General features: G+C 62.6%; 22 protein-coding genes. 13 read left to right on the top strand and 9 right to left on the bottom strand.

Annotated features, from left to right (window positions below; all coding sequences use genetic code 11):
* Positions 1–18: 18 nt before the first annotated feature.
* The 3 genes from PQQ95_RS27155 to PQQ95_RS27145 form a co-directional block, all read right to left on the bottom strand.
* Positions 19–1,185 carry an acyl-CoA dehydrogenase family protein gene (locus PQQ95_RS27155; RefSeq protein WP_408442947.1) on the bottom strand — a complete coding sequence of 389 codons (1,167 nt, stop codon included), beginning with the start codon at positions 1,183–1,185 and terminating at the stop codon, positions 19–21.
* Between the two features lie 82 nt (positions 1,186–1,267).
* Complete coding sequence (locus tag PQQ95_RS27150; RefSeq protein WP_408442944.1) at positions 1,268–2,569, bottom strand: CitMHS family transporter; 1,302 nt, start codon at positions 2,567–2,569, stop codon at positions 1,268–1,270.
* 176 nt (positions 2,570–2,745) lie between these two features.
* The gene (locus tag PQQ95_RS27145; protein WP_408442941.1) at positions 2,746–3,891 is read right to left on the bottom strand and encodes a CaiB/BaiF CoA transferase family protein; all 1,146 of its coding nucleotides are present in this window, start codon (positions 3,889–3,891) and stop codon (positions 2,746–2,748) included.
* A gap of 51 nt (positions 3,892–3,942) precedes the next feature.
* Here PQQ95_RS27145 and PQQ95_RS27140 point away from each other — a divergent pair, with 51 nt between their 5' ends.
* From PQQ95_RS27140 to PQQ95_RS27120, 5 genes are all read left to right on the top strand, one after another.
* Entirely contained in the window at positions 3,943–4,179 is a 237-nt protein-coding gene (locus PQQ95_RS27140) for a hypothetical protein (RefSeq protein ID WP_408442938.1), read from the top strand.
* Between the two features lie 126 nt (positions 4,180–4,305).
* Positions 4,306–5,718, top strand: coding sequence for a cytochrome ubiquinol oxidase subunit I (locus tag PQQ95_RS27135; protein WP_408442935.1), 1,413 nt, complete (start codon positions 4,306–4,308; stop codon positions 5,716–5,718).
* Positions 5,719–5,765: 47 nt separating this feature from the next.
* On the top strand, positions 5,766–6,770 hold the full coding sequence (gene cydB, locus PQQ95_RS27130) for a cytochrome d ubiquinol oxidase subunit II (protein WP_153141036.1): 1,005 nt from the start codon (positions 5,766–5,768) through the stop codon (positions 6,768–6,770).
* Entirely contained in the window at positions 6,745–6,936 is a 192-nt protein-coding gene (locus PQQ95_RS27125; RefSeq protein ID WP_408442933.1) for a hypothetical protein, read from the top strand. The genes cydB and PQQ95_RS27125 overlap by 26 nt, the downstream gene beginning before the upstream one ends.
* 340 nt (positions 6,937–7,276) lie before the next feature.
* Positions 7,277–8,035: a response regulator transcription factor gene (locus PQQ95_RS27120; RefSeq protein ID WP_408442931.1), complete on the top strand. Its 759-nt coding sequence runs from the start codon at positions 7,277–7,279 to the stop codon at positions 8,033–8,035.
* A gap of 145 nt (positions 8,036–8,180) precedes the next feature.
* On the opposite strand, the gene PQQ95_RS27115 is transcribed toward PQQ95_RS27120, so the two are convergent.
* A complete protein-coding gene (locus PQQ95_RS27115; protein ID WP_408442928.1) occupies positions 8,181–10,052 on the bottom strand; it encodes an ATP-binding response regulator in 1,872 nt (623 codons plus the stop codon).
* A 390-nt stretch (positions 10,053–10,442) separates the two neighbouring features.
* On the opposite strand from PQQ95_RS27115, the gene PQQ95_RS27110 reads away from it, so the two are divergent.
* The 3 genes from PQQ95_RS27110 (at position 10,443) to PQQ95_RS27100 (ending at position 15,744) form a co-directional block, all read left to right on the top strand.
* Positions 10,443–11,234, top strand: coding sequence for a hypothetical protein (locus PQQ95_RS27110; protein ID WP_408442926.1), 792 nt, complete (start codon positions 10,443–10,445; stop codon positions 11,232–11,234).
* A gap of 217 nt (positions 11,235–11,451) precedes the next feature.
* The gene (locus PQQ95_RS27105) at positions 11,452–14,862 is read left to right on the top strand and encodes an alpha/beta fold hydrolase (RefSeq protein WP_408442923.1); all 3,411 of its coding nucleotides are present in this window, start codon (positions 11,452–11,454) and stop codon (positions 14,860–14,862) included.
* Between the two features lie 99 nt (positions 14,863–14,961).
* Positions 14,962–15,744 (top strand): hypothetical protein, encoded by a 783-nt coding sequence (locus PQQ95_RS27100; protein WP_408442920.1) that lies wholly within the window; start codon positions 14,962–14,964, stop codon positions 15,742–15,744.
* Positions 15,745–15,764: 20 nt separating this feature from the next.
* On the opposite strand, the gene PQQ95_RS27095 is transcribed toward PQQ95_RS27100, so the two are convergent.
* Together PQQ95_RS27095 and PQQ95_RS27090 are read right to left on the bottom strand one after the other, a co-directional pair.
* Positions 15,765–17,213, bottom strand: a complete 1,449-nt coding sequence (locus PQQ95_RS27095; RefSeq protein WP_408442917.1) for an FAD-binding oxidoreductase — start codon at positions 17,211–17,213, stop codon at positions 15,765–15,767.
* Positions 17,210–18,199: an isopenicillin N synthase family dioxygenase gene (locus PQQ95_RS27090; RefSeq protein WP_408442915.1), complete on the bottom strand. Its 990-nt coding sequence runs from the start codon at positions 18,197–18,199 to the stop codon at positions 17,210–17,212. The genes PQQ95_RS27095 and PQQ95_RS27090 overlap by 4 nt, the downstream gene beginning before the upstream one ends.
* A gap of 275 nt (positions 18,200–18,474) precedes the next feature.
* Between PQQ95_RS27090 and PQQ95_RS27085 the strand changes: the two genes are divergently transcribed.
* From PQQ95_RS27085 to hutC (PQQ95_RS27065), 5 genes are all read left to right on the top strand, one after another.
* Positions 18,475–19,302, top strand: a complete 828-nt coding sequence (locus PQQ95_RS27085; RefSeq protein ID WP_408442912.1) for a transporter substrate-binding domain-containing protein — start codon at positions 18,475–18,477, stop codon at positions 19,300–19,302.
* A 111-nt stretch (positions 19,303–19,413) separates the two neighbouring features.
* On the top strand, positions 19,414–20,064 hold the full coding sequence (locus PQQ95_RS27080) for an amino acid ABC transporter permease (protein ID WP_408442910.1): 651 nt from the start codon (positions 19,414–19,416) through the stop codon (positions 20,062–20,064).
* A 30-nt stretch (positions 20,065–20,094) separates the two neighbouring features.
* Positions 20,095–20,757 (top strand): amino acid ABC transporter permease, encoded by a 663-nt coding sequence (locus PQQ95_RS27075; RefSeq protein ID WP_408442907.1) that lies wholly within the window; start codon positions 20,095–20,097, stop codon positions 20,755–20,757.
* 19 nt (positions 20,758–20,776) lie between these two features.
* On the top strand, positions 20,777–21,646 hold the full coding sequence (locus PQQ95_RS27070) for an amino acid ABC transporter ATP-binding protein (RefSeq protein ID WP_408442904.1): 870 nt from the start codon (positions 20,777–20,779) through the stop codon (positions 21,644–21,646).
* 61 nt (positions 21,647–21,707) lie between these two features.
* Positions 21,708–22,508, top strand: coding sequence for a histidine utilization transcriptional repressor HutC (hutC, locus tag PQQ95_RS27065; RefSeq protein WP_408442901.1), 801 nt, complete (start codon positions 21,708–21,710; stop codon positions 22,506–22,508).
* Between the two features lie 43 nt (positions 22,509–22,551).
* Here the strand turns inward: hutC (PQQ95_RS27065) and hutC (PQQ95_RS27060) are convergent, their stop codons facing one another.
* The 3 genes from hutC (PQQ95_RS27060) to PQQ95_RS27050 form a co-directional block, all read right to left on the bottom strand.
* Positions 22,552–23,319 carry a histidine utilization transcriptional repressor HutC gene (gene hutC / locus PQQ95_RS27060; protein WP_408442899.1) on the bottom strand — a complete coding sequence of 256 codons (768 nt, stop codon included), beginning with the start codon at positions 23,317–23,319 and terminating at the stop codon, positions 22,552–22,554.
* Positions 23,320–23,556: 237 nt separating this feature from the next.
* Positions 23,557–24,237, bottom strand: coding sequence for a methyltransferase family protein (locus tag PQQ95_RS27055; RefSeq protein ID WP_408442896.1), 681 nt, complete (start codon positions 24,235–24,237; stop codon positions 23,557–23,559).
* 62 nt (positions 24,238–24,299) lie between these two features.
* On the bottom strand, positions 24,300–25,139 hold the full coding sequence (locus PQQ95_RS27050) for an arylamine N-acetyltransferase family protein (protein ID WP_408443145.1): 840 nt from the start codon (positions 25,137–25,139) through the stop codon (positions 24,300–24,302).
* Positions 25,140–25,491 lie beyond the last annotated feature (352 nt).

Here is a 25,491-nt window from a genome sequence, read left to right as displayed (position 1 = left end):
GGCGGTGAGGAGAAACGCTCAGTACGACTTCGGCAGGCCCAGCACTTTCTCCGCGATGAAACACATGATCATCTGCGGGCTCACGGGTGCGAGCCTCGGAATCATACACTCCCGCAGATAGCGTTCGACGTGATATTCCTTCGCATAGCCCATCCCGCCGAGCGTGGCGATCGCCGTCTGGCACGACTGGAACGCGGCTTCGGCAGCAAGGTACTTGGCCGCGTTGGCTTCGGCGCCGCAGGGCTGGCCGGCATCGTAGAGCGAGGCGGCTTTGAACACCATCAGGCTGGCCGCTTCGAGCTGCATCCAGGCCTGGGCGAGCGGATGCTGGATCGCCTGATTCTGGCCGATCGGCCGGCCGAACACCACGCGCTCCTTCGCATACTGCGTTGCGCGTTTCAACGCCGCCTGACCGAGGCCGACGGCTTCGGCGGCAATCAGGATGCGCTCGGGGTTCAGCCCGTGCAACAGGTAGCGAAAGCCCGCGCCTTCGTCGCCGATGCGATCCTCGACCGGTACGCGCAGGTTGTCGATGAACAGCATGTTCGAATCGACCGCCTTGCGGCCCATCTTCTCGATCTCGCGCACTTCCACGCGCTCGCGGTCGAGGTCGGTGTAGAACAGCGTGAGACCGTCGGTCGGTTTGGCGGCATGCTCGAGCGGCGTGGTCCGCGCGATGATCAGCATCTTGCTCGCGACCTGCGCCGTGGAAATCCAGATCTTGCGGCCGGTCAACACATAGTGGTCGCCGTCGCGTATGGCCTGGGTTTTCAGATGCGTGGTATCGAGGCCGGCGTCCGGTTCGGTCACTGCGAAGCAGGCTTTGTCGCGGCCCTCGATCAGCGGCGGCAGAAAGCGGCGTTTCTGCTCTTCATTGCCGAACACCTGCACCGGGTTCAGCCCGAAGATGTTCATATGCACCGCCGAGGCTCCCGATAACCCCGCGCCCGATCCACTGATCGTGCGCATCATCAGCGCGGCCTCGGTCATCCCTAAACCGGAGCCGCCGTATTCCGGCGACATCGCGATACCGAGCCAGCCGGCATCGGCTAGCGTGCGGTGGAAGTCGTGCGGAAAACCGCCGTCGCGATCGCGGGCGAGCCAGTACTCGTCGTCGTATTTTTCGCAGATCTTTTCGATCGCGGCCTGGATCGATTGCTGGTCTTCGGTGAGATCGAAATTCATGTCAATGTCCTAAGTTACCTGCGCCTCGCGCAATACATGCGCAATACGTTCAAAGCACATGCGAAACACATGCAAAGCGCGCTCAAAGCGGAAACACGCCGACCAGCACCGCGGTCAACACCATGATGAGCGTGGCGGCGAAGAGAAAGGGAATCGTGAATTTCTGATGTTCGGCAAGTTCGACACCGGTCAGGCCGACGATCAGAAAGGTTGCGGGCGTCAGCGGGCTGACCGGAAAACCGGTCGTCATCTGACCGAGCAAAGCGGCCTGCGCCATCTGCACCGGCGGCACGCCGAGAATCTTCGCGCTCTCAGCCAGCACCGGCAGAATGCCGAAGTAAAACGAATCGGGATCGAACAGCAGGCTCAACGGCATCGAGACGAGCCCGAGCACGAACGGCATATGGCGCGCATGGTCGACCGGCACGTGCTGCACCACCACCTGCGCCATCGCCGTGAGCATGCCGGTGCCGGACATGATGCCGGTGAACGCGCCCGCCGCGAGCAGGACGCTCGCCATCATCAGCGCGGCTTTGGCGTGCGCGTCGATTCGCTCGCGCTGCTGCCTGACGTCGGGATAGTTGATGATCAACGCGGCCACCGTGCCGAGCATGAACATCACCATCGGATCGACAATGCCCGATACCAGCGTGACCAGTACGACCAGCGTCAACGCGAGGTTGATCCAGAAGCGGCCGGGGCGGCGCAACGCCTGCTCCTCGGGGGTCAATTCGCGCGTCGTTGCCGCGACCGCGGCGGCGCTCGCGCGATCGAGGCCGAGGCGTTTTTCTTCGCGCTTGCCGAGCATATATGCCGTGCCGAATACAAAAATCAGACCGACGATCTGCACCGGGATCATCGGATAGAAAATCACCGTGCCGGGAATATGCAAGGCCGCCGAGGCGCGCAGCATCGGCCCCACCCACGGCAGAAAATTGACGCCCGCCGCCATCGAGGCCACGCACGCGAGAATCCGCTTGTCGATGCCGAGGCGCGTATAGAGCGGCAGCATCGCAGGCAAGGTGACGAGGAACGTCACCGCCCCGGAACCGTCGAGGTGAATCAGCAGCGCGAGCAGAGCCGAGCCCATCACGATCCGCGTCGGGTGGCAACCAACTACGCGCAACACGCCGTTGATGATCGGATCGAGCATGCCCGCATCCGTCAGGATGCCGAAGAACAGAATGGCGAACACGAACATGCCGGCCACCGGCCCGATATTCTGCACGCCATGCACGATGTATTTGCCCGTCGAAAGCCCGAAGCCGGCAACGAGCGCCGCCACGATCGGCACGATGATCAGCGCGACCAGCGGCGAAAGGCGCTTCGTGATGATCAGCCCGAACAGCGCGACGATGGCGACCGTGCCGATCAGCGCGAGCATTGTGCGTCTCCGTGCGTGCTGGACGTCCCTTCAATGCGCCCCATGGAACGGGACGTAAAACCCGACGGCGAGCGTCGTCCTGCGCGGTTCGTGCACATGCTGTCTCCTTGGCGGCACGCGGCCGCTCTTTGATGTATCGACGGGATTAACGAGGTTGAGCGAGGCGAAGCGAACCGTCAGTCGTTCCCGGGTCGCTTGCCGAAGACCTGCCCGGCATGCTCGTCGAGCGCCGGCGGTGTGCTGCGGTAACTGGCTGGCGTGCGGCTCAGCTTGATCGGCGATGCAATGCCCTTGTACGTGCCGATCTCCACCCGCATGCCGCGATGCGCCGTATGCGGATGCTCCAGCGCCGCACCCAGCCCCAGCACCGGCGCACACGGCACGCCGCGCCTGATCAGCGTATCGGCAAGCAATTCGCCTTCCCATGACGCAAAGCGCTGCTCGAGTTCGGCACGCAATTCGCGGCGATGGGCGCTGCGCTCCTTGTTGCTCGCAAAGCGCGGATCGTCGACGAGCGCCTGAGCGTCAATCACAGCGCACAATCCCGCGAACTGCGCGTTGTTGCCCACCGCCAGAAAAATGTCGACGCTGCCCGTATGGAACATGTCGTACGGCGTAATGTTCGGATGTGCGTTGCCGCTGCGTTGCGGCTCCTTGCCTGAGTAAAACCAGTTCGGCGTATGCGGATGCAGGATCGACAGCGCACTGTCGAACAGTGTCGATTCGACGAACTGACCACGCCCGCTCGTCTCGCGTTCGCGCAGCGCCATCAGGATGCCGAGCGCCGCGTTCAGCCCCGTGACCAGATCGACGATCGGCACGCCGATGCGCAACGGTGCGCCGCCCGCCTCGCCGTTCACGCTCATCAAACCGGTCAGCGCCTGCACGGCGGCGTCGTAGCCAGGCAAGGCGCCGAGTGGGCCGTCCGCGCCGAAACCGGACACGCGGCAATGCACGAGGCGCGGATAGCGTGCCTGCAACATGTCGTAGCCGAGACCCCAGCGTTCCAGGGTGCCGATCTTGAAGTTTTCGACGAGCACGTCGGCCGTGTCGAGCAGCGTCAGCAGTTTCCGGCGGTCCGGCTCCTGCGTCAGATCGAGCGCCACCCCGAGCTTGTTGCGATTCACGCCGATGAAGTACGACGCAGTATCGCCGTCGAACGGCGGGCCCCACGTACGCGTTTCGTCACCGTTCGGCGGTTCGACCTTGATCACCTCGGCGCCGTGGTCGGCAAGGATTTGCGTGCAATACGGGCCGCCGAGCACGCGTGACAGATCGACGATGCGAATCCCTGCGAGCGAACCGGGCGTGAGATTGAGCAAGGCTTGTCTCCTGAATGACCGAGGACGCGCCACGGCCGTTTATTCCTGTACATGAATAAAACTTTATGCCCAGGAAATATCGAAGTCAAGCCGGATGAGGGGAAACACCAGGCCGGTGCAATGGGCCGCGAACGCGTCGGCGCCTCATTGTTGCAGCGCGGTCTATTGCCGCAGTTCGGTGTCGATCACCAGAAACACACGCAAACGCGTAATAAGGAAAACTTGATACCTATCAAGCCTTTGCCGTCTCAAAAACGAAAATACGCGCAAAACAACGCGGTTTTTTGACGCACGTCGCATTGCAGCAAAAATTTCGCTCATCCCCTACTCTTGCGCCATCTGCCCAGCGCAGTGCGCACCGACAACGGTCGACGCGCGTAGTCCGCCCTCACCGGCATCACGACTTTCACGCTCATGAACTCCGCAATCTCGGCCTTCGATCTCGCCCGCATTCAGTTTGCGTTCACCGTCTCGTTTCACATTGTTTTCCCGGCGCTCAGCATCGGCCTCGCCAGCTTCATCGCCGTCCTCGAATGGCGCTGGCTGAAAACCGGCAAGGCGTACTACAAAGATCTTTGCCTGTTCTGGTCGAAGATCTTCGCAGTCGCCTTCGGTATGGGCGTCGTCTCCGGCGTGGTGATGAGCTATCAGTTCGGCACCAACTGGTCGGGTTTCTCCAGTTTCGCCGGCCCTATCACCGGCCCGTTGTTGATGTACGAAGTCATGACCGCGTTCTTCCTCGAAGCGGGCTTCCTCGGCATCATGCTGTTCGGCTGGCAGCGCGTGAGTCCGCGCGCTCACTTCGGCGCGACGCTGATGGTGGCGATCGGCACGCTGATCTCGACCTTCTGGATTCTCGCGTCCAATAGCTGGATGCAAACGCCGCAAGGCTTTGAAGTCGTCGACGGTCATGTCGTGCCGCTCGACTGGTTCAAGATCATTTTCAATCCGTCGTTCCCGTACCGGCTCGCGCATATGGCGCTGGCGGCCTTCATCGTCGCGGGGCTGGTGGTGGCGGCGGTCGGCGCCTGGCATCTGCTGCGCGGCCGGCGCGATCCGGCGGTCAGGAAGATGTTCTCGATGGCGCTCTGGCTGCTCCTGATCCTCACGCCGATCCAGGCCTTCGTCGGCGATCAGCATGGTCTGAACACACGCAAGTACCAGCCGGCCAAGATTGCCGCGATCGAAGGTCTGTGGGAAACCGAGAAAGGCGGCACCGCGCTGAACCTGTTCGGCATTCCTGATATGCAAGCGGAGACCACGCGGTATGCCGTGTCGATTCCGCACCTGGGCAGCCTGATTCTCACGCATAGCTGGGACGGCGAAATCCGCGGCCTGAAGGAATTCCCGCCGCAAGACCGGCCGAACTCGACGGTGGTGTTCTGGAGCTTTCGCATCATGGCCGGGCTTGGCGTGCTGATGATCCTGATGTCGCTGGCCGCATGGGCGCTGCGCCGCCGCGAACGCCTGTTCGAAGCGAAGTGGTTCCAGCGCGTTGTCGTGGCGATGGGCCCGACCGGCTTCATCACGCTGCTGGCGGGTTGGGTCACCACGGAAGCAGGCCGTCAGCCGTGGGTGGTATACGGCGTGATGCGCACCTCGCAGGCAGTGTCGCCGCTCACCACGCAGCAGGTTGGCATCTCGCTGATGGCCTTCGTGGTCGTGTACTTCCTCGTGTTCGGCACCGGCATCTACTACATGCTCAAGCTGATGCGCTCGGGTCCCGCACTGCCGGGACACACGCCGCACGGCGTGCCTGAGCACACGCCGAATCAGACCGCGCGCCGCCCGCTGTCCGCCGCCGATCAGATGATCGACGCCGCCTAACCTCACTGCTTCACTTCCTGCTTCACTTACTGCTTGCGAGAAAGAAAATGGATGTCACCGTAGCGTGGGCCGCGATCATCGCGCTGGGCCTATTCATGTATGTGGTGCTGGACGGCTTCGATCTGGGCATCGGCATCGTGTTCCCGTTCTTCCCCGATGAGAAAGAACGCGACCTGATGATGAACACCGTCGCGCCCGTGTGGGACGGCAACGAAACCTGGCTGGTGCTCGGCGGCGCCGCGCTGTTCGCCGTGTTTCCGGTGGTCTACTCGACCGTGCTGTCCGCGTTGTATCTGCCGCTGATCTTCATGCTCGTGTGCCTGATTTTCCGCGGCGTGTCGTTCGAGATTCGCGCCAAGGCCAAGCGCACGAAACATCTGTGGGATCTGGCGTTCATCGGCGGTTCGGCGGGCGCGACGTTCTTTCAGGGCATCGTGCTGGGCGCGTTCCTGCAAGGCATTCCGGTGATCGACGGCGGCTATGCGGGCGACGCCTTCGGCTGGCTCACGCCGTTCAGTCTGCTGACCGGCCTCGGTCTGGTGATCACTTACGCCTTGCTCGGCTGTTGCTGGCTGGTCGCGAAAACCGAAGGCGATTTGCAGCGTCGCCTGCATCGCGTGGTGTGGCCGCTGACGCTCGTGCTGCTCGGGTTCATCGCGATGGTCAGCCTGTGGACGCCGCTGCAGGATCCGAATATCGCGCAACGCTGGTTCCACGACAATCTGTTCTATCGTCTGCTGCCGGTCCCGTTCCTCGTGGCGGTCTGCGCGTTCTTCATGCACCGGGCAGTGCGGGCGCGGCATCACAACACGCCGTTCGTGCTGGCACTTTTGCTGGTGCTGCTCGGTTACGCCGGGTTGCTGGTGAGCCTGTGGCCGTATGCGATTCCGTCGAGCATGACGCTGTGGGAAGCGGCTGCGCCGCGCTCGAGCCAGATGTTCACGCTAGTCGGCGCAGCGGTCATTCTGCCGGTCATCATCGCCTATACGACGATGGGTTATTGGGTATTTCGTGGCAAGGTGCGTCATGGCGACCAACATCACTATCACTAAGGACGCGGGCGCCCACGCGGCCCGCGGCGCGTCTCCAACGCCGGCGCGCAAGCTGCCGGGATGGCTGTGGTTCATCGCGCTCTGGTGCTTCGGCGTGGCCTCGGCGGTGTCGCTCGGCTTCGCGTTCAAGCTTCTGATGAATGCGACGTTATTTGCAGTCAAATGACTCCTGCCGGCGCAGGATCCGATCCGGTGCGCATAACCTTCGGATTCCTGCGTGGAAGGCTTCAAAATAGGCGCGCGCCGCTCGTCTACGTAGCAAGCCGGAACCTATGCGCGGGAGACCTGCCTTACACCATAATACTGGTTCGGCGAACCAGCCGGCGATCATACAAATAGCGTGTTAATTATGCGGCGAACCGGAAGGCGCGCCGCGCCACCGATCGGCATATGATCGCGGGGTAGCCGGCAATGACGCGATTCGAAAATAGAAGTAAAACGGGAAATGAAGCCAGAAGCACGGCGGGGGTAGTCCACAACGCGCAGGCTCGACTCGCGGAGACATCATGAAGTTTCTTGTGGCCGACGACCATGAACTGATCCGGCAAGGCGTCAAGGGGTTGCTGCGCGGGCTCGATCCCGACGCGCAGTTCGACGAAGCCGATACCTGGGAAACACTGGCCGCCGCCGCGCGGCCCGACGCCAATCACGACCTCGCGATCGTCGATCTGCATATGCCGGGAATGAGCGGCGCTTCGTCGCTTGAAGTGCTATTGAAGGCAAACCCCGCGCTGCCGGTCGTCGTGCTCTCCGCCGAAGAGTCGCCTGACGAAATGCGCGCCGTGCTGGCCGCCGGCGCGCTCGGCTTCGTACCCAAGCGGCAACCCGCCAGCGTCATGCTCAAGGCGATCGAACTGGTGTTGTCGGGCGGCGCCTATGTGCCGATGGAGGCGCTCAGCCTGCTGGGCTCGCGGGAGACGCAAGCTGCCCCGGCGCGCACCGAGGCGGCCGCCGAGCTTGCCGCTCAGAGCGCCGCTCACGCCTCAGCCCAAGGCGGCACGGCGCTCACCGAACCGATTGCGCAAATCCCGGCGCTGCAGCCGCATCAGCAACATTTGCTGGAGAATCTGTCGCCGAGACAGCAGGACATCATGCGGCTCGTCCATCGCGGCTGGACCAACAAGATGATCGCGCGCGAACTGGGCGTGGCGGAAGGGACGGTCAAGGTCCATCTGTCGGTGATCTTCCGGGCGCTCGGCGTGCACAACCGGTCCACGGCGATCGCCGTGATCAACGGCTGGCTCGAGGCCGGGAAAACCCTGTAATTGCGGAATTGCGGAATTGCGGAATTGCGGAATTGCGGAATTGCGGATCAGTGATCGCCGAGGGTAAGGCGTTCGCGCCGCTGGCCGCCCGTCTACTCGCTGGCCTACTTTTTACGACTCGCTTTGCCTACTCGCCGGTCTATTTTTACGACTCGCTTGGGGATGAGCTCGGCGTCTTCACCGCCCATCCGTCCGGTTCAGGCCGGCCATCAGCTGCGCGCAGATCCATCGCAGGCGGCGCCCGCCCTTTGTCCAGTTCCGCTTGCTGCCAAAGCATTTCCAGGGTACGCCGCAAACGCGCCGGCGTGACCGGCTTATGCAGCACCGGAATCCCTTGCAAAGCCAGCGCCGCCAGTTCTGCCGACGCCATGTCGCCCGTGATCAGCAAGGTCACCACGCCCTCGTGCCCCGCCCGCGCGAGCACATTGCGCACGGCGGACAGCGCTTGTGCGCCGGTCCGGTGATTGGCCAACTGGTAGTCGCATAACACGGCATCCGGCACGAAACCGTCTTCCAGCGCGACGAGCGCGTCGACCTCGTCGCGTGCGCCGCGCACAATGCAACCCCAGCGCCCCAGCAAACTGGTGAGGCCTTCGAGTATCGATGGCTCGTCGTCGATGCACAGCACGTGCCGCCCTTGCGCCGACGGGCCGCCCGCCACCGCCTCGTTCAGGCTTGCGACAATCCCGCCGACGTCGCCCGCCTGCACCGGGAAACGGAACACCGAGCCGCGGCCCGGTGCCGAGCGCAGCTGCAGCTCGCCGCCGAGCATCTCGACCAGACGTTTCACCGTCGGCAAGCCCAAACCGTGACCCTGGCGCGCGTCGCGCTGCGGATTGGCAACCTGGTAGAACTCTTCGAAGATGCGCGCATGTTCCTCGGCCGGAATGCCGATGCCGGAATCGCGCACCTCGATAAAGCCGCCCGAAGGACGCCCCGCGCGGCGATAGCCGACCCAGATCGCGCCTTCCTCCGTATAGCGCACCGCGTTCGAAAGCAGGTTGCTCAGCACGCGTTCGAGCAGCACCGGATCGTCATGCAGAACCACTGAGGACGGCGCGATCCGCAGGGCCAGCCCCTTGGCCGCCGCCTGCGGGCGGTATTGGCTGCCGACGCGCTCGAACAGTTCCGACAGCCGGAAATGCAAGCGGATCACCTGGGTCACGCCGCTTTCGAGCCTGGCGAGATCGAGCACCTGGTTGAACAGCTGATTCAACGCCTCGACGTTATAAACGATGTGCTGGGCCGTCTTCGCATGCTGCGCGGGCGTCGCCGCCGGGTCGTTGAGCGAAGCCGCCAGCAGGCCGATCGCATGCAACGGCTGGCGCAAATCGTGGCTCGCGGCCGCAAAAAATCGCGTTTTGGCGAGGCTGGCCTCTTCGGCGACACGCTTTTGCGCCGCCAGCGACTCCGCCAGATACTGCTGATCGACGCGTGCCTGCACCACCTGCCGGAACAGCTTGCGATAACTCAGCGCGTAGACGTTGATCGCGCAGAAGAAGAACGCGAGGACGATGGCGAGAATCGTGCGGTCGAACGTATGCGTACCGAAATGCAACACGATCGACGGAAACAGCAGAAATGGAATCGCGGTCGAAAAATTCAGCAGATCGAAGCCGTTCGACATGAACACGCCGGCCGCCAGCGTGACGAGCATCACAGTGTGCAGCAGCGGCAAATCGGTTTGCGGGCTCTGGAACGCGAACCACACCGCCAGCCCGGGCGCGCTATACAGCAGCACGCCACGCAGCGCATGCAGGTTGATCCAGCCGCGCGGCGTCGCGAGGTGCGGGTAGCGGCGATTGCAGATCCACAGCGCGAGGCCACCGCAATTGGCCGCCGCGTAAAACCCGAAACACGCGATGAACAGCGGCGGCGACGGCACGTTCGGCCAGTAAATCGCCACCAGCACCGCGATCGAGAACCAGTGCGAAAAGAAGGCGATGGGATCTTGCGCGTAGAGCACGCGCACCAGATCTTCGTCGATTGCACGCTGGATAGGGTCGGCCCGCGTCATGCGGTCTCCTTTGTCGACCAGAGTTAGCGCTTTAGCGCTTACTCTGGTCCCATGCAAAGCGGTCGACCAGAGTTAGCGCTTTAGCGCTTACTCTGGTCCCATGCAAAGCGGTCGACCGGAGTTAGCGCTTTAGCGCTTAGTCCGGTCCCATGCAAAGCGGTCGACCGGAGTTAGCGCTTCAGCGTTTATTCCAGTCCCATGCAAAGCGGTCGACCGGATGGTTTACCCGGCAGTTTACCCATCAGCTACCACTTAATCCATATAGGCGAAGCCGCCGCCGGAAACCATACTGGCTTCACATTCCAGCGCGGCTTAACGCTCCACCCCCACCTGGTGCGCCCGCAGTCCGGGCTCCCCGCGCTCATTGCCTAACCCTTTATGGAGGTTTTCATGGGCGCAGTTCCGAGCCACGCGTTCGTCCGCAATCTCGACGATGCGATCCTGCCCGACCTGTGGCGTCGGCGCACCCAGTTGTCCGCCGACGAAATGGTGTCGATGGTCGACCTGGTCAAGCGGGCGCTGCGCACCTACCATCCGCTTGAATTGCAGGCGCTCGGCGAAGACAAGGAAGAACTGGTCGCGCAGTTCATCTACGCGAAAGTACTGCGCCTCGCGCCCGGCCACACGGAAACGAATGCCTGCGCCGACAGCGCGCCGTCCAACAGTTACGCACTGTGCGCGTATTTTCGCCGTTACCTGATCGACTGCCTGCGCAGCGCGGGCCATCAACGCAACGTGTCGATGGAAAACGAAGGCATGGCGCAGGAGATCGATCTGCACGCGCAAGCGCTGGAAGACCCTGTCGAAAGCGTATTGCTGCAATACGGCCTCGACGAACAACGCGTACGGTTCGCGGCGCGCGCCTTTATCGACAGCCTCGACGAACCCGAGCGCATCGTGCTGGCCGGCAGCCTCGGCTGGTGCTCCGAAGGGAAAGGCGGCCTGTCGGCTGTCGCTGCTCAGCATCGTGTGCCCTCGTATCACTATCGCGCCGTCAAACTTGGCGTCACCATGAAAAAGACGGCCGGGGCCGACGAATTTTCCAATACCAAGATCGGCCGCTGGCTGACCGACGTGCTCGGCATCGAGATCGATCTCGACAATCGCGCGGTCATTCTGCTCGCGCTCAACCTGCTCGCCGCCGAATCGAGCGACAGCGAAATGAATGAAGTGGCCGCCTAATAGCACATCGCGCATTGACAGACCGGCGTGGGCCGACCGCGACTTTCCCCCTTCCGGAAATCGGCCGCGCTCCACGCAAGCGCCACGCGCCACGTACGATGCGCCTTTTTTTGACATCGCGCACCGCCTACGATAAAAAAGCCGCAGCCGCACGCCGTCTTCCTTCCGAAGTCCGGGTTCCCCTACCCGGCATCCCCTTCCTGACGAGGTGGCCTGAATGAACCGCTTATCGAGCGCACTGACAGCAATGCAGCCGCATTACGACGTGGTGGTGGTGGGTTCGGGATATGGCGGGGCGATTGCCGCGAGCCGGATGGCGCGCGCCGGCAAAAGCGTGTGCGTGCTGGAACGCGGGCGCGAATTCATGGCCGGCGACTACCCGCGCACGCCGCTCGAAGGCGCCGCTCAGGTGCAATACAACACGGCGCTCGCGCAAATCGGCTCGCCGCTCGCGCTGCTCGAAGTGCATGTGAATAAAGACGTGAATGCGGTGGTGGGCTGCGGACTGGGCGGCACCTCGCTGATCAACGCAAATGTCGCGCTCGAAGCCGAGCCGCGCCTATGGGACGACGACCGCTGGCCCGCTGCGCTACGCGCCGACAAGGCAGGGCGCGACAGAGGCTACGCGCTTGCTCGCGCCATGCTGCAACCGTCGGCGGTGTCCGGCGATTTTTTGCAGTTGCCTAAACTGCAGGCGCTCAAACAATCCGCGCAGGCGCTCGGCATGGAGGATCGCTTTTACCCCCCGCCGGTCACGGTCACCTTCGAGGACCGCGTCAACGCCGCGGGCGTCGCGCAGCAAGCCTGTGTCGGATGCGGCGATTGCAACTCGGGTTGCAATTACGACGCGAAAAATTCGACGCACATGAACTACCTGCCCGATGCGGTCGCACATGGCGCCCATATTTTCACGGGCGCGGCGGTACATTCGGTATTGCGCGACGCAGCCACGCAAAAGTGGATCGTGCGCTTTCAGGAGGTGAAGCTCGGCCGCAAAAGTTATGACGCACCCGATCTGTTCGTGAGCGCCGATGTCGTCATCCTGTCGGCCGGCACGATCGGTTCGACCGCCCTGCTGTTGCGCTCGCGCAAGGAAGGCTTAAGCGTGTCGGACATGCTCGGCCAGCACTTCACCGGTAACGGCGACGTGCTGGCCTTCGCGTACAACACCGGGGAGGTAATCAACGGCGTCGGCTGGGGTGCGCACAAGAAGGGTGACATCCCGCCGGTCGGGCCGACGATTACCGGCATCATCGACCACCGCAACACCGCTAACGTGACCGACGGCTTCGTGATCGAAGAGGGCTCGCTCGCCGGGCCGGTCGGCGCCGCGTTGGTCGCCCTGCTCGGCGGCGCCGCGCCGTTCGAAGGCGTCGACATCCCCGCACCGCGCGCCGCCGGTGAACCGCTCGGATACGACGCGCGCGTGATCGAAAGCTTCCTGCGTGGCCCTTATCACGGCGCCCTCAATCACACGCAAACCTACCTGGTAATGGCGCATGACGACGAAAGCGGCCAGATCAGCGTAAACGACAAAGGCAGGCCACGCATCGACTGGCCGAACGCCGGCAAACAGCCGATCTTCCAAACCATCGAAGCAACGCTCGAGAAAGCGCAGGCGCCGCTCGGCGGCAAATACATGCGCGACCCGATTTCGACCACGCTGCTCGGCAACCAGATCGTCACCGTGCACCCGCTCGGCGGATGCGGGATGGGCGAGGACGCGATGCGCGGCGTCGTCGATCATGAGGGTCGGGTCTTCAGCGGCACGGCCGGCAATGCGGTGCACGAAGGCTTATACGTAATGGATGGCGCGGTCATGCCGATGTCGCTCGGCGTCAATCCGCTGCTGACGATTTCCGCGCTGGCGGAACGCAATTGCGCACTGCTTGCCGACGCACGCGGCTGGAACATCGACTATCTGGCGAAGGGCACGGCAGGTACGCCACCGCCGCAAAAGATCGGCCTGCATTTCACCGAAACGATGATCGGCACCTATACACCGGCCGTGGCGGGCGAAGCCGCCACCAGTCCGATCGAATTCACGCTGACAGTGGAATCGGATGATCTCGCCGATATGCTGAGCAATCCGCAACATCTGGCTCACACTACCGGCACGCTGACCTGCCCCGCGCTCTCCACGCAACCGATGACGATCACGGACGGCACCTTCAATCTGTTCGTGGTCAACGAATCCGACGTGGACGAGCGCAACATGAATTACCACATGACGCTCAATGCCACCGAAGGCAAGACGTACTACCTGAGCGGACAGAAAATCATCACGCGCACGTCGCCAATCAACCTGTGGGAACAGACCAACACGCTCTACGCCGAACTGCGCGAGTCGTCGCAAGCGGATGCACCGGCGATCGGCAAAGCAACGCTGATCATCACGCCCGAGAACTTCCTCAAACAACAACGCACGCTCGAGGTCACCAACACGCCCGATCTGGCCACGCGCCTTGAATGGACCCTGAAGTTCGGCAAGTTTTTCGCGGGTGTGCTGTTCACCGAATACGGCGGCGTGGCCGCGCCCTTGCAGTTCTATGATCCGAAGGCGCCGCCGCGCATGAAGCGCGCGCTGCGCGCACCCGTGCCGCAAGTGGTCTTTTTCGACACGCCCGACGGAACCACGCTGCGACTCACGCGCTACGCCGGCTTGCCCGATAAACCGCTGCGTCCCGTGCTGCTGATCCACGGCTCGGGCGTATCGAGCCGCATCTATTCCACCGACCTGATCGCGACCAATCTGGTCGAATATCTCAGTGCGGCCGGCTACGACGTGTGGCTCGTCGATCTGCGCGTCAGCATCGAAATGCCGAGCGTGCTGGTGCCGACCAACGTCGACAAGGTCGCTCGCGAGGACATTCCCGCCGCGGTCGCCAAAGTGCGGGAGTTGACCAGCGTGCCGGACATTCAGGTGCTGGGACACTGCATGGGTGGGTTGGCGTTAACCATGTCGCTGCTGTACGGCCTCGAGGGCGTACGCTCGGCGGTCATATCGCAGGTCTCCGCGCATCCGGTGCCAGGCACGCTGGAAAAGATCAAGTGCGGGTTGCACGTCCCCGACATCATGGAACACCTCGGCGTACTCGACCTGACCGCGTTTACAGAGCACAGGTCGTGGCCCCAGAACCTGCTCGATGAAGCGTTGCGGCTTTACCCGCTCAGTCATAAACAGGGCTGCGGCAGCCCGATCTGCCACCGGGCGACCTTCCTCTACGGCCTGCTCTACGAACACGAACAACTGAATGAAACGCTGCATGCCAATCTGCAGGAACTGCTCGGTGTGCACGACGTCTCCGTCTTCAAGCATCTCGCTGCGATGGTGCGGGCTGGCAAGGTCGTCGATGCCGAAGGCCGGGACGTCTACCTGAGCGGCGCGAACGGCATGAAGGGTCTGGAGGGCATGCGCCTGCCGATCGGCTTCATTCACGGCGAGAAAAACGAAACCTATCTGCCGAAGAGCACCCTGCTGACCTACGACATGCTGGTCGAGCACTTCCCCGAGCAGCCGTATGAGCGGCATCTGATTCCCGGCTACGGACACATCGACTGTCTCTTCGGTAAAAACGCGGCGGTAGATGTTTATCCGGTGATTGCCAGGTATCTGAATGCACATTGACGAATGGCTGACTGAAGCGCTCCCCATAGCATGAGAGAATCCCGCTGATACTGGCGCATGCAGCCGTGCATCGAACCCATCAATCACTAGAACAATGCTATGGAACAGTTGACCTTCGGGACTTGCGTCAAGAAAACGTGGATCAGCACGTGGCAAGCGATTCTCGCCATGCCCTGGTTGTTTCTGGGCGTCTGTGCGGTGATGATCTGTACTTCGCTGCTATTGGACCCGCATGTAACGGACTCCACCGGCCAACTCAAATCCGTCCCCACGCCAGGCAAGGCACTGCTCTGGTTCGGCACCCTCGCTTTGCAGACCGCGCTCTACGGCGTGCTGACGATCAAGACCCATCGCTTCGTGCTAATCGGCGAGGGCACCCAGCCTTTGCTCCCCCTGAACGGCAAGCCCCTTGGCCGCTATGTACTGGTCTGGCTAGGCGTCACGGCGAGCATGCTCGTGACGGGCGTGGTCCTGTTCCTGACGATGCGCTCGGTCCGTTCCCTTGCCATTGTGATCTATGTGCCGGTGGTTGTCGTATTCGTGTTCGTGCTGACCCGGCTGAGCCTCATCTATCCCGCAATCGCGTTAGGCAGCCGCGTCAAGCTGCGTGCGGCCTGGAACGACAGTCGCGGACATATGTGGAGCATATTCGGCGTGACCGTGGTGACCTATCTGCCGTTAGTCATCCTCGTGGTCATCTTCGACATTGTGATCGGCACAAAGTCTTTGGCTTCCGGTCAGCACCCCGGTCTCGCCATCACGGCGATTGGCCAAACGCTGTTCAATGCCGTGCTCTTCGTGATCGGAGCGGCCTCGTTGTCATGGCTGTACCGGCGCTACGCCAGCGAGCTGCTGACGCACGCCGAAGACGCACCGCGTTAAATCGCGCGGCACGCCTTCGCTCAGAACAGCTTGCCCGGATTCAGAATGCCGTGCGGGTCCAGCGCATGTTTAATGGCGCCCATCGCGGCCAATTCAGCAGGCGAGCGCGAGATCGGCAAGAACTCACGCTTGAGCAAGCCGATCCCGTGTTCCGCCGACACCGACCCGCGCAACGGCCCGAGCATCTCGTAGACAAACGCATACACCGCGTGATGATCGACGCCCGGGATCGAATGGCCGTCGACGGTGACATGCAGATTCGAATCGCCGATATGCCCGAAGAAATACGACGCGTTGCCCGGCCAGCGCTGATCGAGCGCCGCGCGGCAACGGTCGACGAAAGCGCCGATCTCGCCAATCGGCAAGCTCACGTCGAAGTTGATTGCATCGAGCCGCACCGGAAACTCGGCGGTGCATTCGCGAATCGCCCATAGCGCACGCACGTCGGCTACCGATTGCGCGATCACCGCGTCGCGGATCGCTTCTGAGTCGAGCGCGTCGGTCAGCACGGCGGAGAAGCGTTCGCCGTCGTCGCTCGCGTCGAAGCTCGCGTGCTCGATCAGGGCATAGAGCGGGTGCGAGTCGGCGAACGGCGAGCGCGTGCCCGTCAGCTTCACGCCGAAATCGTAGAAATCCGGCCACATGATCTCGAACGCGCCGATGTCATTGCCGAAGCGCGTCGACAGGCAGCGCAGCAGGTTCACGGCGGCGTCATAACCGTCGAGTGCGACAAGCGCGGTGTGACGCGCGGCGCGTGGCGGATGGAGCCGCAGCACCGCGCGCGTGATGACGCCGAGCGTGCCTTCCGAACCGATGAACCAGTGCTTCAGGTCATAGCCGGTGTTGTTCTTGACCATCTTGCCGAGCGAAGTCAGCACGTCGCCGTTGGCGAGCACGACTTCGAGGCCGAGCACCTGATCGCGCGCGGTGCCCGACTGGATGACACGATTGCCGCCGGCGTTGGTCGCCAGATTGCCGCCGATCTGGCACGAGCCGCGTGCGCCGAGATCCAGAGCGAGTTCAAAGCCGGCTTCAACGGCGGCTTCCTGCGCGGTTTGCAAGGTGGTGCCGGCGCGCACGGTCAGCGTGGCCGAGGCGGTGTCGATTTCCTCGACACCGGTGAGCCGTTCGAGCGAAAGCGCGATATCGGTCGCACGCGCAATCGCACCGCCTGCGAGACCGGTCATGCCCCCTTGCGGCACCACCGGTTGATGCGCTGCGTGACAAATGGCCAGCGCGCGCGAGACTTCTTCCGTGTTGCGCGGCAAGAGCAACGCGGCGGGACGTGTCGGGTCGTGGCGTGTCCAATCGGTCATCGCGCGTTCACCGATCTGCTCGCCGACCCGCACCGCGTCGGCGCCGAGTGCCGCACGCAGCGCGTCGAGTGTCGCGGAAAGTGGCGCCGCGCCGTGAGTTGCATTGCTTCCTGCGTCGCTGCTTACGCTGTTTGCCAAACTGTTATCTGTCATGCAGTGGTTCCTTGCGTTCCTTCAACCGCCCGTTTCTTCCGGTAACCCATCGAATCGTTGATTCGCCCGAGGATGTAGTCACCCGCCGCGACCGGTTGATACTTGAGGTCGGCGTCGCTCGTACCGAGCTCGCGCGGATCGACCATCGCGACGTAGGTGGGATCATAGAACGTCGCGATCGAATAGCGCTCGCGCCCAGACGCATTGATCACGCGATGCAAGGTGGAGCGGAAACGGTCATTGGTCCAGCGCGCCAGCAGATCGCCGACGTTCACCACGAAGCTGCCTTCGATGGGTGGTGCATCGACCCACGTATCGTTGGCGATCTCACGCACCTGCAGGCCGCCCACCTGGTCCTGCCACAGCAGGGTAATGCAGCCGTAGTCGGTATGCGGCGCGACGCCGAACTGATCCGCATCCGACTGGGGTGGCTGCGGCGGATAGTAGACCATCTGCGTGCGCTGCATCCGCTTCGTATAGCGCGGCGCGAAGAAATGTTCGTCGACACCGAGACTCACCGCCACGGCGCGCAGCAGATCGGCGCCGCATGCGCCGACTGCTTCGTAATAACCATAGAGCGCAGGCCGCAACTCAGGCATGAAATCCGGCCAGTTGTTCGGCCCGCGCAGCGCCTGCCCGGCGAGCACATCGGGATCGTCCTCCGGCAACTCAAGGCCGATGCTGAAGAACTCCTTGTAATCGGGACGCTTCGCCTGATACATGGTCGCGTCGCCGAGCGCGTTGAAACCACGATGCCGTTGATTGACCGCCGCGTGCCGCTTCGTCTCCACCGGAAACGCAAAGAATGTGCGGGCCGCCTGTTCGGCTGCATCGATTGCTGTTTGCGGCACGCCGTGATTGACGATGTAGAAGAAGCCGATCGTCGTGCACGCTTCGCGGATTTCGTGCGCCACGCGCGTCAACGCCCGCGGGTCGCCGGCACGCACGCCGGCAAGATCGATGATCGGAATGCGGGTCACGGGCATTGCGTTGCTCCCTGAAGGGCTAGTCAATTCAACCGACGAAAGAGGCTGATGAATCGCTCGCGACAAACTCGCGCGCCTCCTGCATTCCAGTTGTATATACCGCCAAAAGCGCCCCCGCAAGTTGCTTTGCGAGGCTTCACGTAAGGGCTTTTCTCTACTCGCGCGTTTATTTATTTCGCGCGAAAACTGCGGTATATACTGCATCACACGACTCGCGCCGGTCCATGCTGACGAACCGTTCCCGCGCGACACCGCTTTGCCAACCGGAGAATCCCATGAGCATCCTTGCAGGCTGGAAGTGTCGTTTGGTCATGCTGGCGCTGTGCGCGGCAAGCGTCACCGCCCACGCGGAAGATCAGCTCGCCAAAGTGAAGAAAGCGGGCGAACTGGTGGTGGGCACCGAGATGCAGTTCGCGCCCTTCGACTTCCTTGAAAACGGTCAGCAAGCGGGCTTCAATAAGGACCTGTTCGCCGAGATCGGCAAGGAAATGGGCGTGAAAGTGCGCTTCATCGACCTGCCGTGGCCGAGCGTGCTGCCAGGGCTCGAAGCCGGCAAGTTCGATATGGTGGGCGGCCCGCTGACGGTCACTAAGGCGCGCATGGAACGCTACACGTACACCCTGCCGATCGCGGACGCCACCGACGCGCTGCTCAAGCGCGCCAACGATCCCTCCGTCAAGCAATCGTCGGATATCGCCGGCAAGACGGTCGGCGCGGGCAAAGGCTCGGCCCAGCTCGACCAGTTGAAGACCTACGTCGCCACCTTGCCGAAGCCGCCTGAAATCCGCGAATACGTCGACAACAATCAGGCTTACGCCGACCTCGCGGCCGGCCGCATCGCCGCAGTCGCGAACTCGATGACCAACATCGCGTACGTCGCCAAACAACGCCCCGAAACTTTCGCGGTGGTCCAGCCGCCGTTCGGCGCGAAAGTGTACTTTGCTTACTGCCTGCGTAAGGACGCGGACAGCAAGCCGCTCGCCGATGCCTTCAACGCGGCGCTCGTGAAAATGCACAACGACGGGCGCCTCACGGCCTTGCAGAAAAAGTGGTTCGGTGTCGCCATGGATGCGCCGACTACGATGCCGGCGCCGAACTATTGACGGCGCGATGCTTTGACGGCCTGAGGTTTCGACACAAGCGTTTTTGAAGTGCGCGATGCGCGTCTCCGGAAGAGCCGCATCGCCCTCCCCGATCTAGCGAGTGCGACGCTTATGTTCAGCACCACCGTTTTTCTCCAGGGCTTGCCGCTGCTGCTGCATGCAGCGCTCGCCACGATCGGCATCTCACTGACGGGTCTCCTGATCGGTTTCTTCGTCGCGATCGGTGTGTGCGCGGCACGGCTCTCCCCGAAGCGCGCAGCGCGTATGTTCGGCGGCGCCTACGTGTTCTTCTTTCGCGGCGTGCCGATGCTGGTGCAACTGCTGCTGGTGTATTACCTGCTGCCGTTCGCCGGAATCAACGTATCGCCCATCGTCGCGGCGATCAGCGCGGTGTCGCTGTGTTCCGCCTCCTATATCGCCGAGATTCTGCGCGGCGGTTTCCTCAGCATTCCACCGGGTCATCTCGAAGCCGCGCGCATGCTCGGGCTTTCCCCGTTCGATATGTTGCGGCGCATTCTGGTGCCGCAGGCATTCCGATTGACGCTGCCTTCGCTCGTCAATGAAATGGTGCTGCTGATCAAGGCTTCGTCGCTGATCTCGGTGGTGGGGGTGGCCGAGTTGACGCGCACCGCGCAGAACATTGCGGCCAGCACCTATCGGCCGCTCGAAGCCTACCTCGCCGCCGGGCTGATTTACTTCGTGATCTGCGGCACGCTGGCGCTCGTCGCGCATGCCGCCGAATACCGTTTGCAGCACGCCTGACCCACCTTGAGCTCGAGATTGAAATAGGCCATGCAAAAGCTCGACCCCACCGTCATCACGCACAATCTGCAGCCGATTGCCGCCGGCCTCGCGACCACGCTCGGCACCTGGGCGGCGGGCGTCGCAATCGGCATTCTGGTCGGCTTTCTCATCGCCGTGCTGCAGCTCTTTTGCGGACGCTTGGTGCGCGGCGTGTTGCGCTTCTATATCGAACTGTTTCGCGGCACACCGTTTCTGGTGCAGCTGTTTTTGCTGTACTACGGCGGCCCCTCGTTCGGCCTCACGCTCGAACCGATGACGGCCGGTGTGCTCGGCCTGGGCCTTTACGGCAGCGCGTATTTTGCCGAAGCCTTCCGCTCCGGTTTCCAATCCGTGCCCCCGGGTCATCTCGAAGCCGCGTCCTGTCTCGGACTCACCCGCTGGCAAGCCGTCCTGCGCATTCAGGTGCCGCAAATGCTGGTGCTGATCGTACCTGCGCTGACCAATCTGATTATCGTGCTGAGCAAGGAAACCGCGGTGTTGTCGATCGTCACCGTGCCCGAACTCACGTTCGTGCTGACCGGCATCGGGTCGGCCACCTTTGCTTTCGTCGAAACGCTGCTGGTGCTGTGCGTGTGCTATCTCGCGCTGGTCGAACTGACCTCGCGCCTGGGGCTGTGGGCTGAAACCCGCATTGCGCGCTTCATGGCATGAACGGAATCCGGACCCTCTTATGAACGCTATCGCCGACATGCCGTCCTCCACGTCCACCGCTACCTTCGATACGCCGCGCGGCGCGCCGCTGGTCGAAGTACGCGACCTGAAGAAACGCTTCGGCGAAGTCGAAGTACTGCGCGGCGTCGATCTCGAGATCGCCCGCTCCGAAGTGGTCTGCATCATCGGGCCGTCGGGCTCGGGCAAGAGTACGCTGCTGCGCTGCCTTGCCGCGCTCGAAACTTATGATCAGGGCGACGTGCGCATCGAAGGCGAATTGCTCGGTTATAGCGAGCGCAACGGGAAACGCGTGCGGGCGTCGCAAGGCGAGATCAATCGCGTACGGCGCAACGTCGGCATGGTGTTTCAGCAATTCAATCTATGGCCGCATATGACAGCGCTCGGCAACGTGATGGAAGCGTTGCTGCGCGTGCGCAATCTGTCTCGCGATGAAGCGCGCCGCCGCGCCAATACGATGCTGGAAACGGTTGGCCTCGCGCACAAGGGCGATGCCTACCCGTCGAAGCTCTCGGGCGGCCAGCAGCAGCGCGTTGCCATTGCCCGCGCGCTCGCAATGGAGCCGCACATCATGCTATTCGACGAGCCGACCTCGGCGCTCGATCCCGAGCTGGTCGGCGAAGTGTTGCAGGTGATGAAGCAGCTCGCGCGCGACGGCATGACGATGGCGGTGGTCACGCACGAAATGGGCTTTGCCGCCCAGGTCGCCGACAAGGTGATGTTCATCGATCAGGGGCGCATCGCCGTGCAAGGCAAGCCGCGCGAAGTCTTTCACGATGCCGGACAGCCGCGCTTGCGGCAGTTCCTGCAAAACTACTTCGACCGCAATGCCTTCTGGGCGCGCGGTCCTGATGACGCGGAGCCGGTATGAGTCTGCGCCGACGCTTTCCTGGTTCGCCTGGTTCGCACGGACTGTAGCGCAAGGGCCGCCGATGTCCTCCACCGTTCGTAGCAAAGCTCACGACACCCCACCCGCCGCGGCGATGAAAACCGCGCGCGCGGTGACCGACGCGCCCGCCGCGCGCTACGAACAGGTCAAGCATCACATCCGCCAGATCATCGAATCGGGCGCGCGGCAAGCAGGCGACCGCCTGCCTTCCGAGCTGGACCTGGTCGCGACGTTAGGCGTATCGCGCATGACGGTGAACCGCGCGCTGCGCGAACTCGCCGATGAAGGCCTCGTCACCCGCGTGTCCGGCGTCGGCACATTCGTCGCGCAAACCAAGCCGCAATCGACGCTGCTGATGATCGCCCATATCGGCGACGAGATCCGCTCACGCGGTCACGAATACAGCTACGAGACGGTCCTCTCGCTGCGCGAAACCGCGCCGGTAACGGTGTCGAACGCTTTGGGGCTAGCGCCCGGCGCTTCTGTGTTTCATGTGATTTGCGTGCATCGCGAGAACGGTTTGCCGGTGCAGCTCGAAGACCGCTACGTCAATCCGGTCACGGCGCCGGACTTCCTGAAGCAGGATTTCTCTACGACGAAGCCGTCCGAGTATCTGTTCGAGACCGTTCCGGCGCACGACGTCGAGCATGTCGTCGACGCGGGTCTGCCGACGCGCGCCGAAGCCGAATGGCTGGAAATTCGTGCCGACGAGCCATGCCTGACGCTGATGCGCCGCACATGGACGAGCGGCGTTGCGGTCACGTTCGCGCGTTTCGTGCATCCGGGCTCACGGTATCGGCTGGGTTGCCGGTTCACGCCCGATCTGTCGCAACGTCAGGGCTAACGACGCGCACGCCGTGCCCTCACCCTCCCCCGCGCCCTGCCACTCACACATTCCCCGCCAGATGGAAACGCGATGCCGGATGCCACAACTGCACCGACGTCGCCACGTCATCACCGACCCATGTGCGGCGCCATAGCTGCAAGCAGGGCTCGCCGATCTCCATCATCAGATGCCGCCGCACATGCGCGTCGGGCTTCTGCGCATAGATGCGAAACTCCGCGCGCTGGATCGGCGCGAGCCGCACCATGTAATGATTCGGCGTCTCGACAGTGAAGTCCTGTTGCAGATAATCGGGGAACACCTTCGGATTGACGTAGCGATCTTCGTACTGGATCGGTTCGCCCTCTTCGCTGTGCACGATGCACGAGTGAAACACCGGGCCGCTGGCGAGACCAAGCGCTTCGAGCGCGTGCGGATCGTCGCTGGGTTCGAGCGTCAGCACACGCGCGGAATGGCGATGGCCGCGCGCGGCGATTTCGTCGGCGATATTGCGAATTTCCAGCACCGTGGATTCGTAGCGCTGGGGCGCGACGAACGTGCCGGACCCCTGCACGCGCGTCAGCACGCGTTCGGTGGTGAGTTCGCGCAGCGCGCGCGATACCGTCATGCGCGCGACGCCGAATTCCTTGACCAGCTCCGTTTCGGACGGGATCAAGCCGCCCGGTTTCCAGTCCCCTTCGCTGATGCGCCTGATCACGTAGCGCTTGATCTGCTCGTAGGCGGGCATCGCCTTGGCGGGTGTCTCCTGGGTGCGGCCAGGGCGGTCCTGCGTGTCTGTGGTTTGCGCGTTTGTGTTTGTAGTAGTGTTCACGTCGACCTCGTGGGTGGTACGCGGGTGGTCCATGTCAGGCCGGTTCACCGGCGGGTAAGCCCGCTCACCGGCTTTGTCTCCATCAAGCAGCGCTCGCCAATGCGGCAGAACCTGCGCCGCTAACTGAGGCAAACTGAAGCATCCAGCCCGGGCCGAATATTACCCAGGTTTGGCAGCGGCGGCGGTGTTTCATCGGCGATCGCTCAACGGGTTTGCGTGCGCTGGCGGTCCACTGCCCTACCAGATGAACGGCACGAAGCGATAACGCACACGCGTGGTGTAGGCGGTGTAGCCCTCGAGTTGCGCTGCCAGCACGCGTTCCTCACGCACGGCGCGCCAGCCAATGCCGATCACCAGCACCGGCAAACAGGCAAGCCCCCACCACGAGCCAAGCAGCAACGGCGTGCCGATGAACAACAGCAACGCGGCCGAATACATCGGATGACGGACCAAGGCGTAGGGGCCGGTGTCGATGACTTTATGACCACGGCCTGCCTGAATCTTCACGACGGGCGCGGCATAGCTATTGGCCCGGAACACGACCAGGCACATGAAGATGCAGACGAAGATACACAGCGAGCCGAAACTCACCAGCCATACCGGCAGCGGCGCGGACCACCGATAGCGCATTGCGTCGAAGCTCATCAGGACCAGCCAGGCGCACCATATCAACGCCACGCTCACCATAAAATAGCGGTCCCAGCGACTTTGCTGGGCCTGAACGATCGGAGCGAGACGCTCGGCTAGCAGGCCGGGGTCGTGGCGCGCCAGCCAGAAACCTACCCATAGACTCAAGCCGCCGATCTCGATCAGATACCACCACCCTGCAGGCCACGCGAGCGTACCCGCGGCGCCGAACAGCAGCGCGCCCATGCACATCATCCAGACCACAGTTTGCAGAATGAGCCGTGTGATCATGGTTCGTTCGTGGCGATCATGGGTGGTTATTGATAGTTGTTGGCTCCCGTTACGCTCCTGTCTCAAGCGGAGGCCACCGCCGGCGAGCGCACGCGCCCGAATACTTCCGCAATGTCGATGTCACCCGTGTTCAGGCCGAATTGATCGCGTAAACAGGCCGCGAGTTCATCCGCGCTTTTGAGCTGCCGTTCGCTGATGAGCTGGCCGTCCGCGGCGCGTTCGTTCAGCTGGTCGTTGAGCAAGGTCAACCGTGCTTCCGGCAAAACCCGGCAAACGATCAGGTTGCTCAGAAAGACCGAGTCCGGCGCGGTCGAGGTGTACCAGTTCGAGGTCTCGTAATCGATCCACTCGACCGGATGCAGGTCGAAACGGTAGACGCGGGCCCAGCTTTCGTCGCGGGATTGGACTTCGAGGTACAGCGCGCCATGCGCTGCATCGGCCAGGCGGAAGGTGCCCAGCTGTGTGGCCTGCGCGGTACTTGCGATCAGGCGCAGCGGCGCCGTCAATGTGACACTGCCGAAACCGACGTCAGCGATCCATGCTTCGTCTCCGATGTCGACACGCAACACCATATGCGTGCGCGGCGGAATCGCGCTGGATTCGCGGCCCCATAGAACCCGGCCCAGCAGCGGCGTGACGTTGAAGCCTAACTGCGTCAGAACGTTCGCGAAGAGCGCGTTCTGCTCGAAGCAATAGCCGCCACGTTTTTGCGTGATCAGCTTGTGTTCCACGGATTCGAGATCGAGTTTTACCGCGCGGCGCGTAAGCGGGTTCAGGTTCTCGAAAGGGATCGCGCTGGGGTGCAGTGTGTGGAGTTCCTGGAGCACCTCCAACGTCGCCGCGCGCGGCCCTTGGTAGCCTATGCGGGTGAAGTAGTTGTCCAGATTCACTGTGTGTGACATCGGTGTCGTCCCGGTATGGTTTTGGGCGCTGCGCACTAAAGGGTTTCCCGCTTCCGCGCGGCCTCGGAAGATGATCATAGCGTCTTTTGTTGCCTGCCCATGACACCCGCCTTCGACCTCTGTCCGGCACTCGTTCGATACGGCCACAACCCTACCAAAACATTACGTTTTAATTCCATTTTATTTACACACAAAGAACCTTTAGTAGCAGTACGTAAAGCTCAAAATTACACCCTAGTAATATTGATGCGAATCGTTCTCATTTGTGTTGACGCACCTATTTCGCATGCGTAAAGTCTCGCTATCTGCTGCATCAGGCCTCGCGAACCGATGCAGCGAATTGTTGGCGCAC

It is taken from the genome of Paraburkholderia caffeinilytica (assembly GCF_046030355.1).
In the GTDB taxonomy this organism is placed as follows: Bacteria; Pseudomonadota; Gammaproteobacteria; order Burkholderiales; family Burkholderiaceae; genus Paraburkholderia; species Paraburkholderia caffeinilytica_B.
The sequence above is the reverse complement of the archived record's forward strand: the minus strand, read 5'-3'. Positions and strand labels throughout refer to the sequence as shown.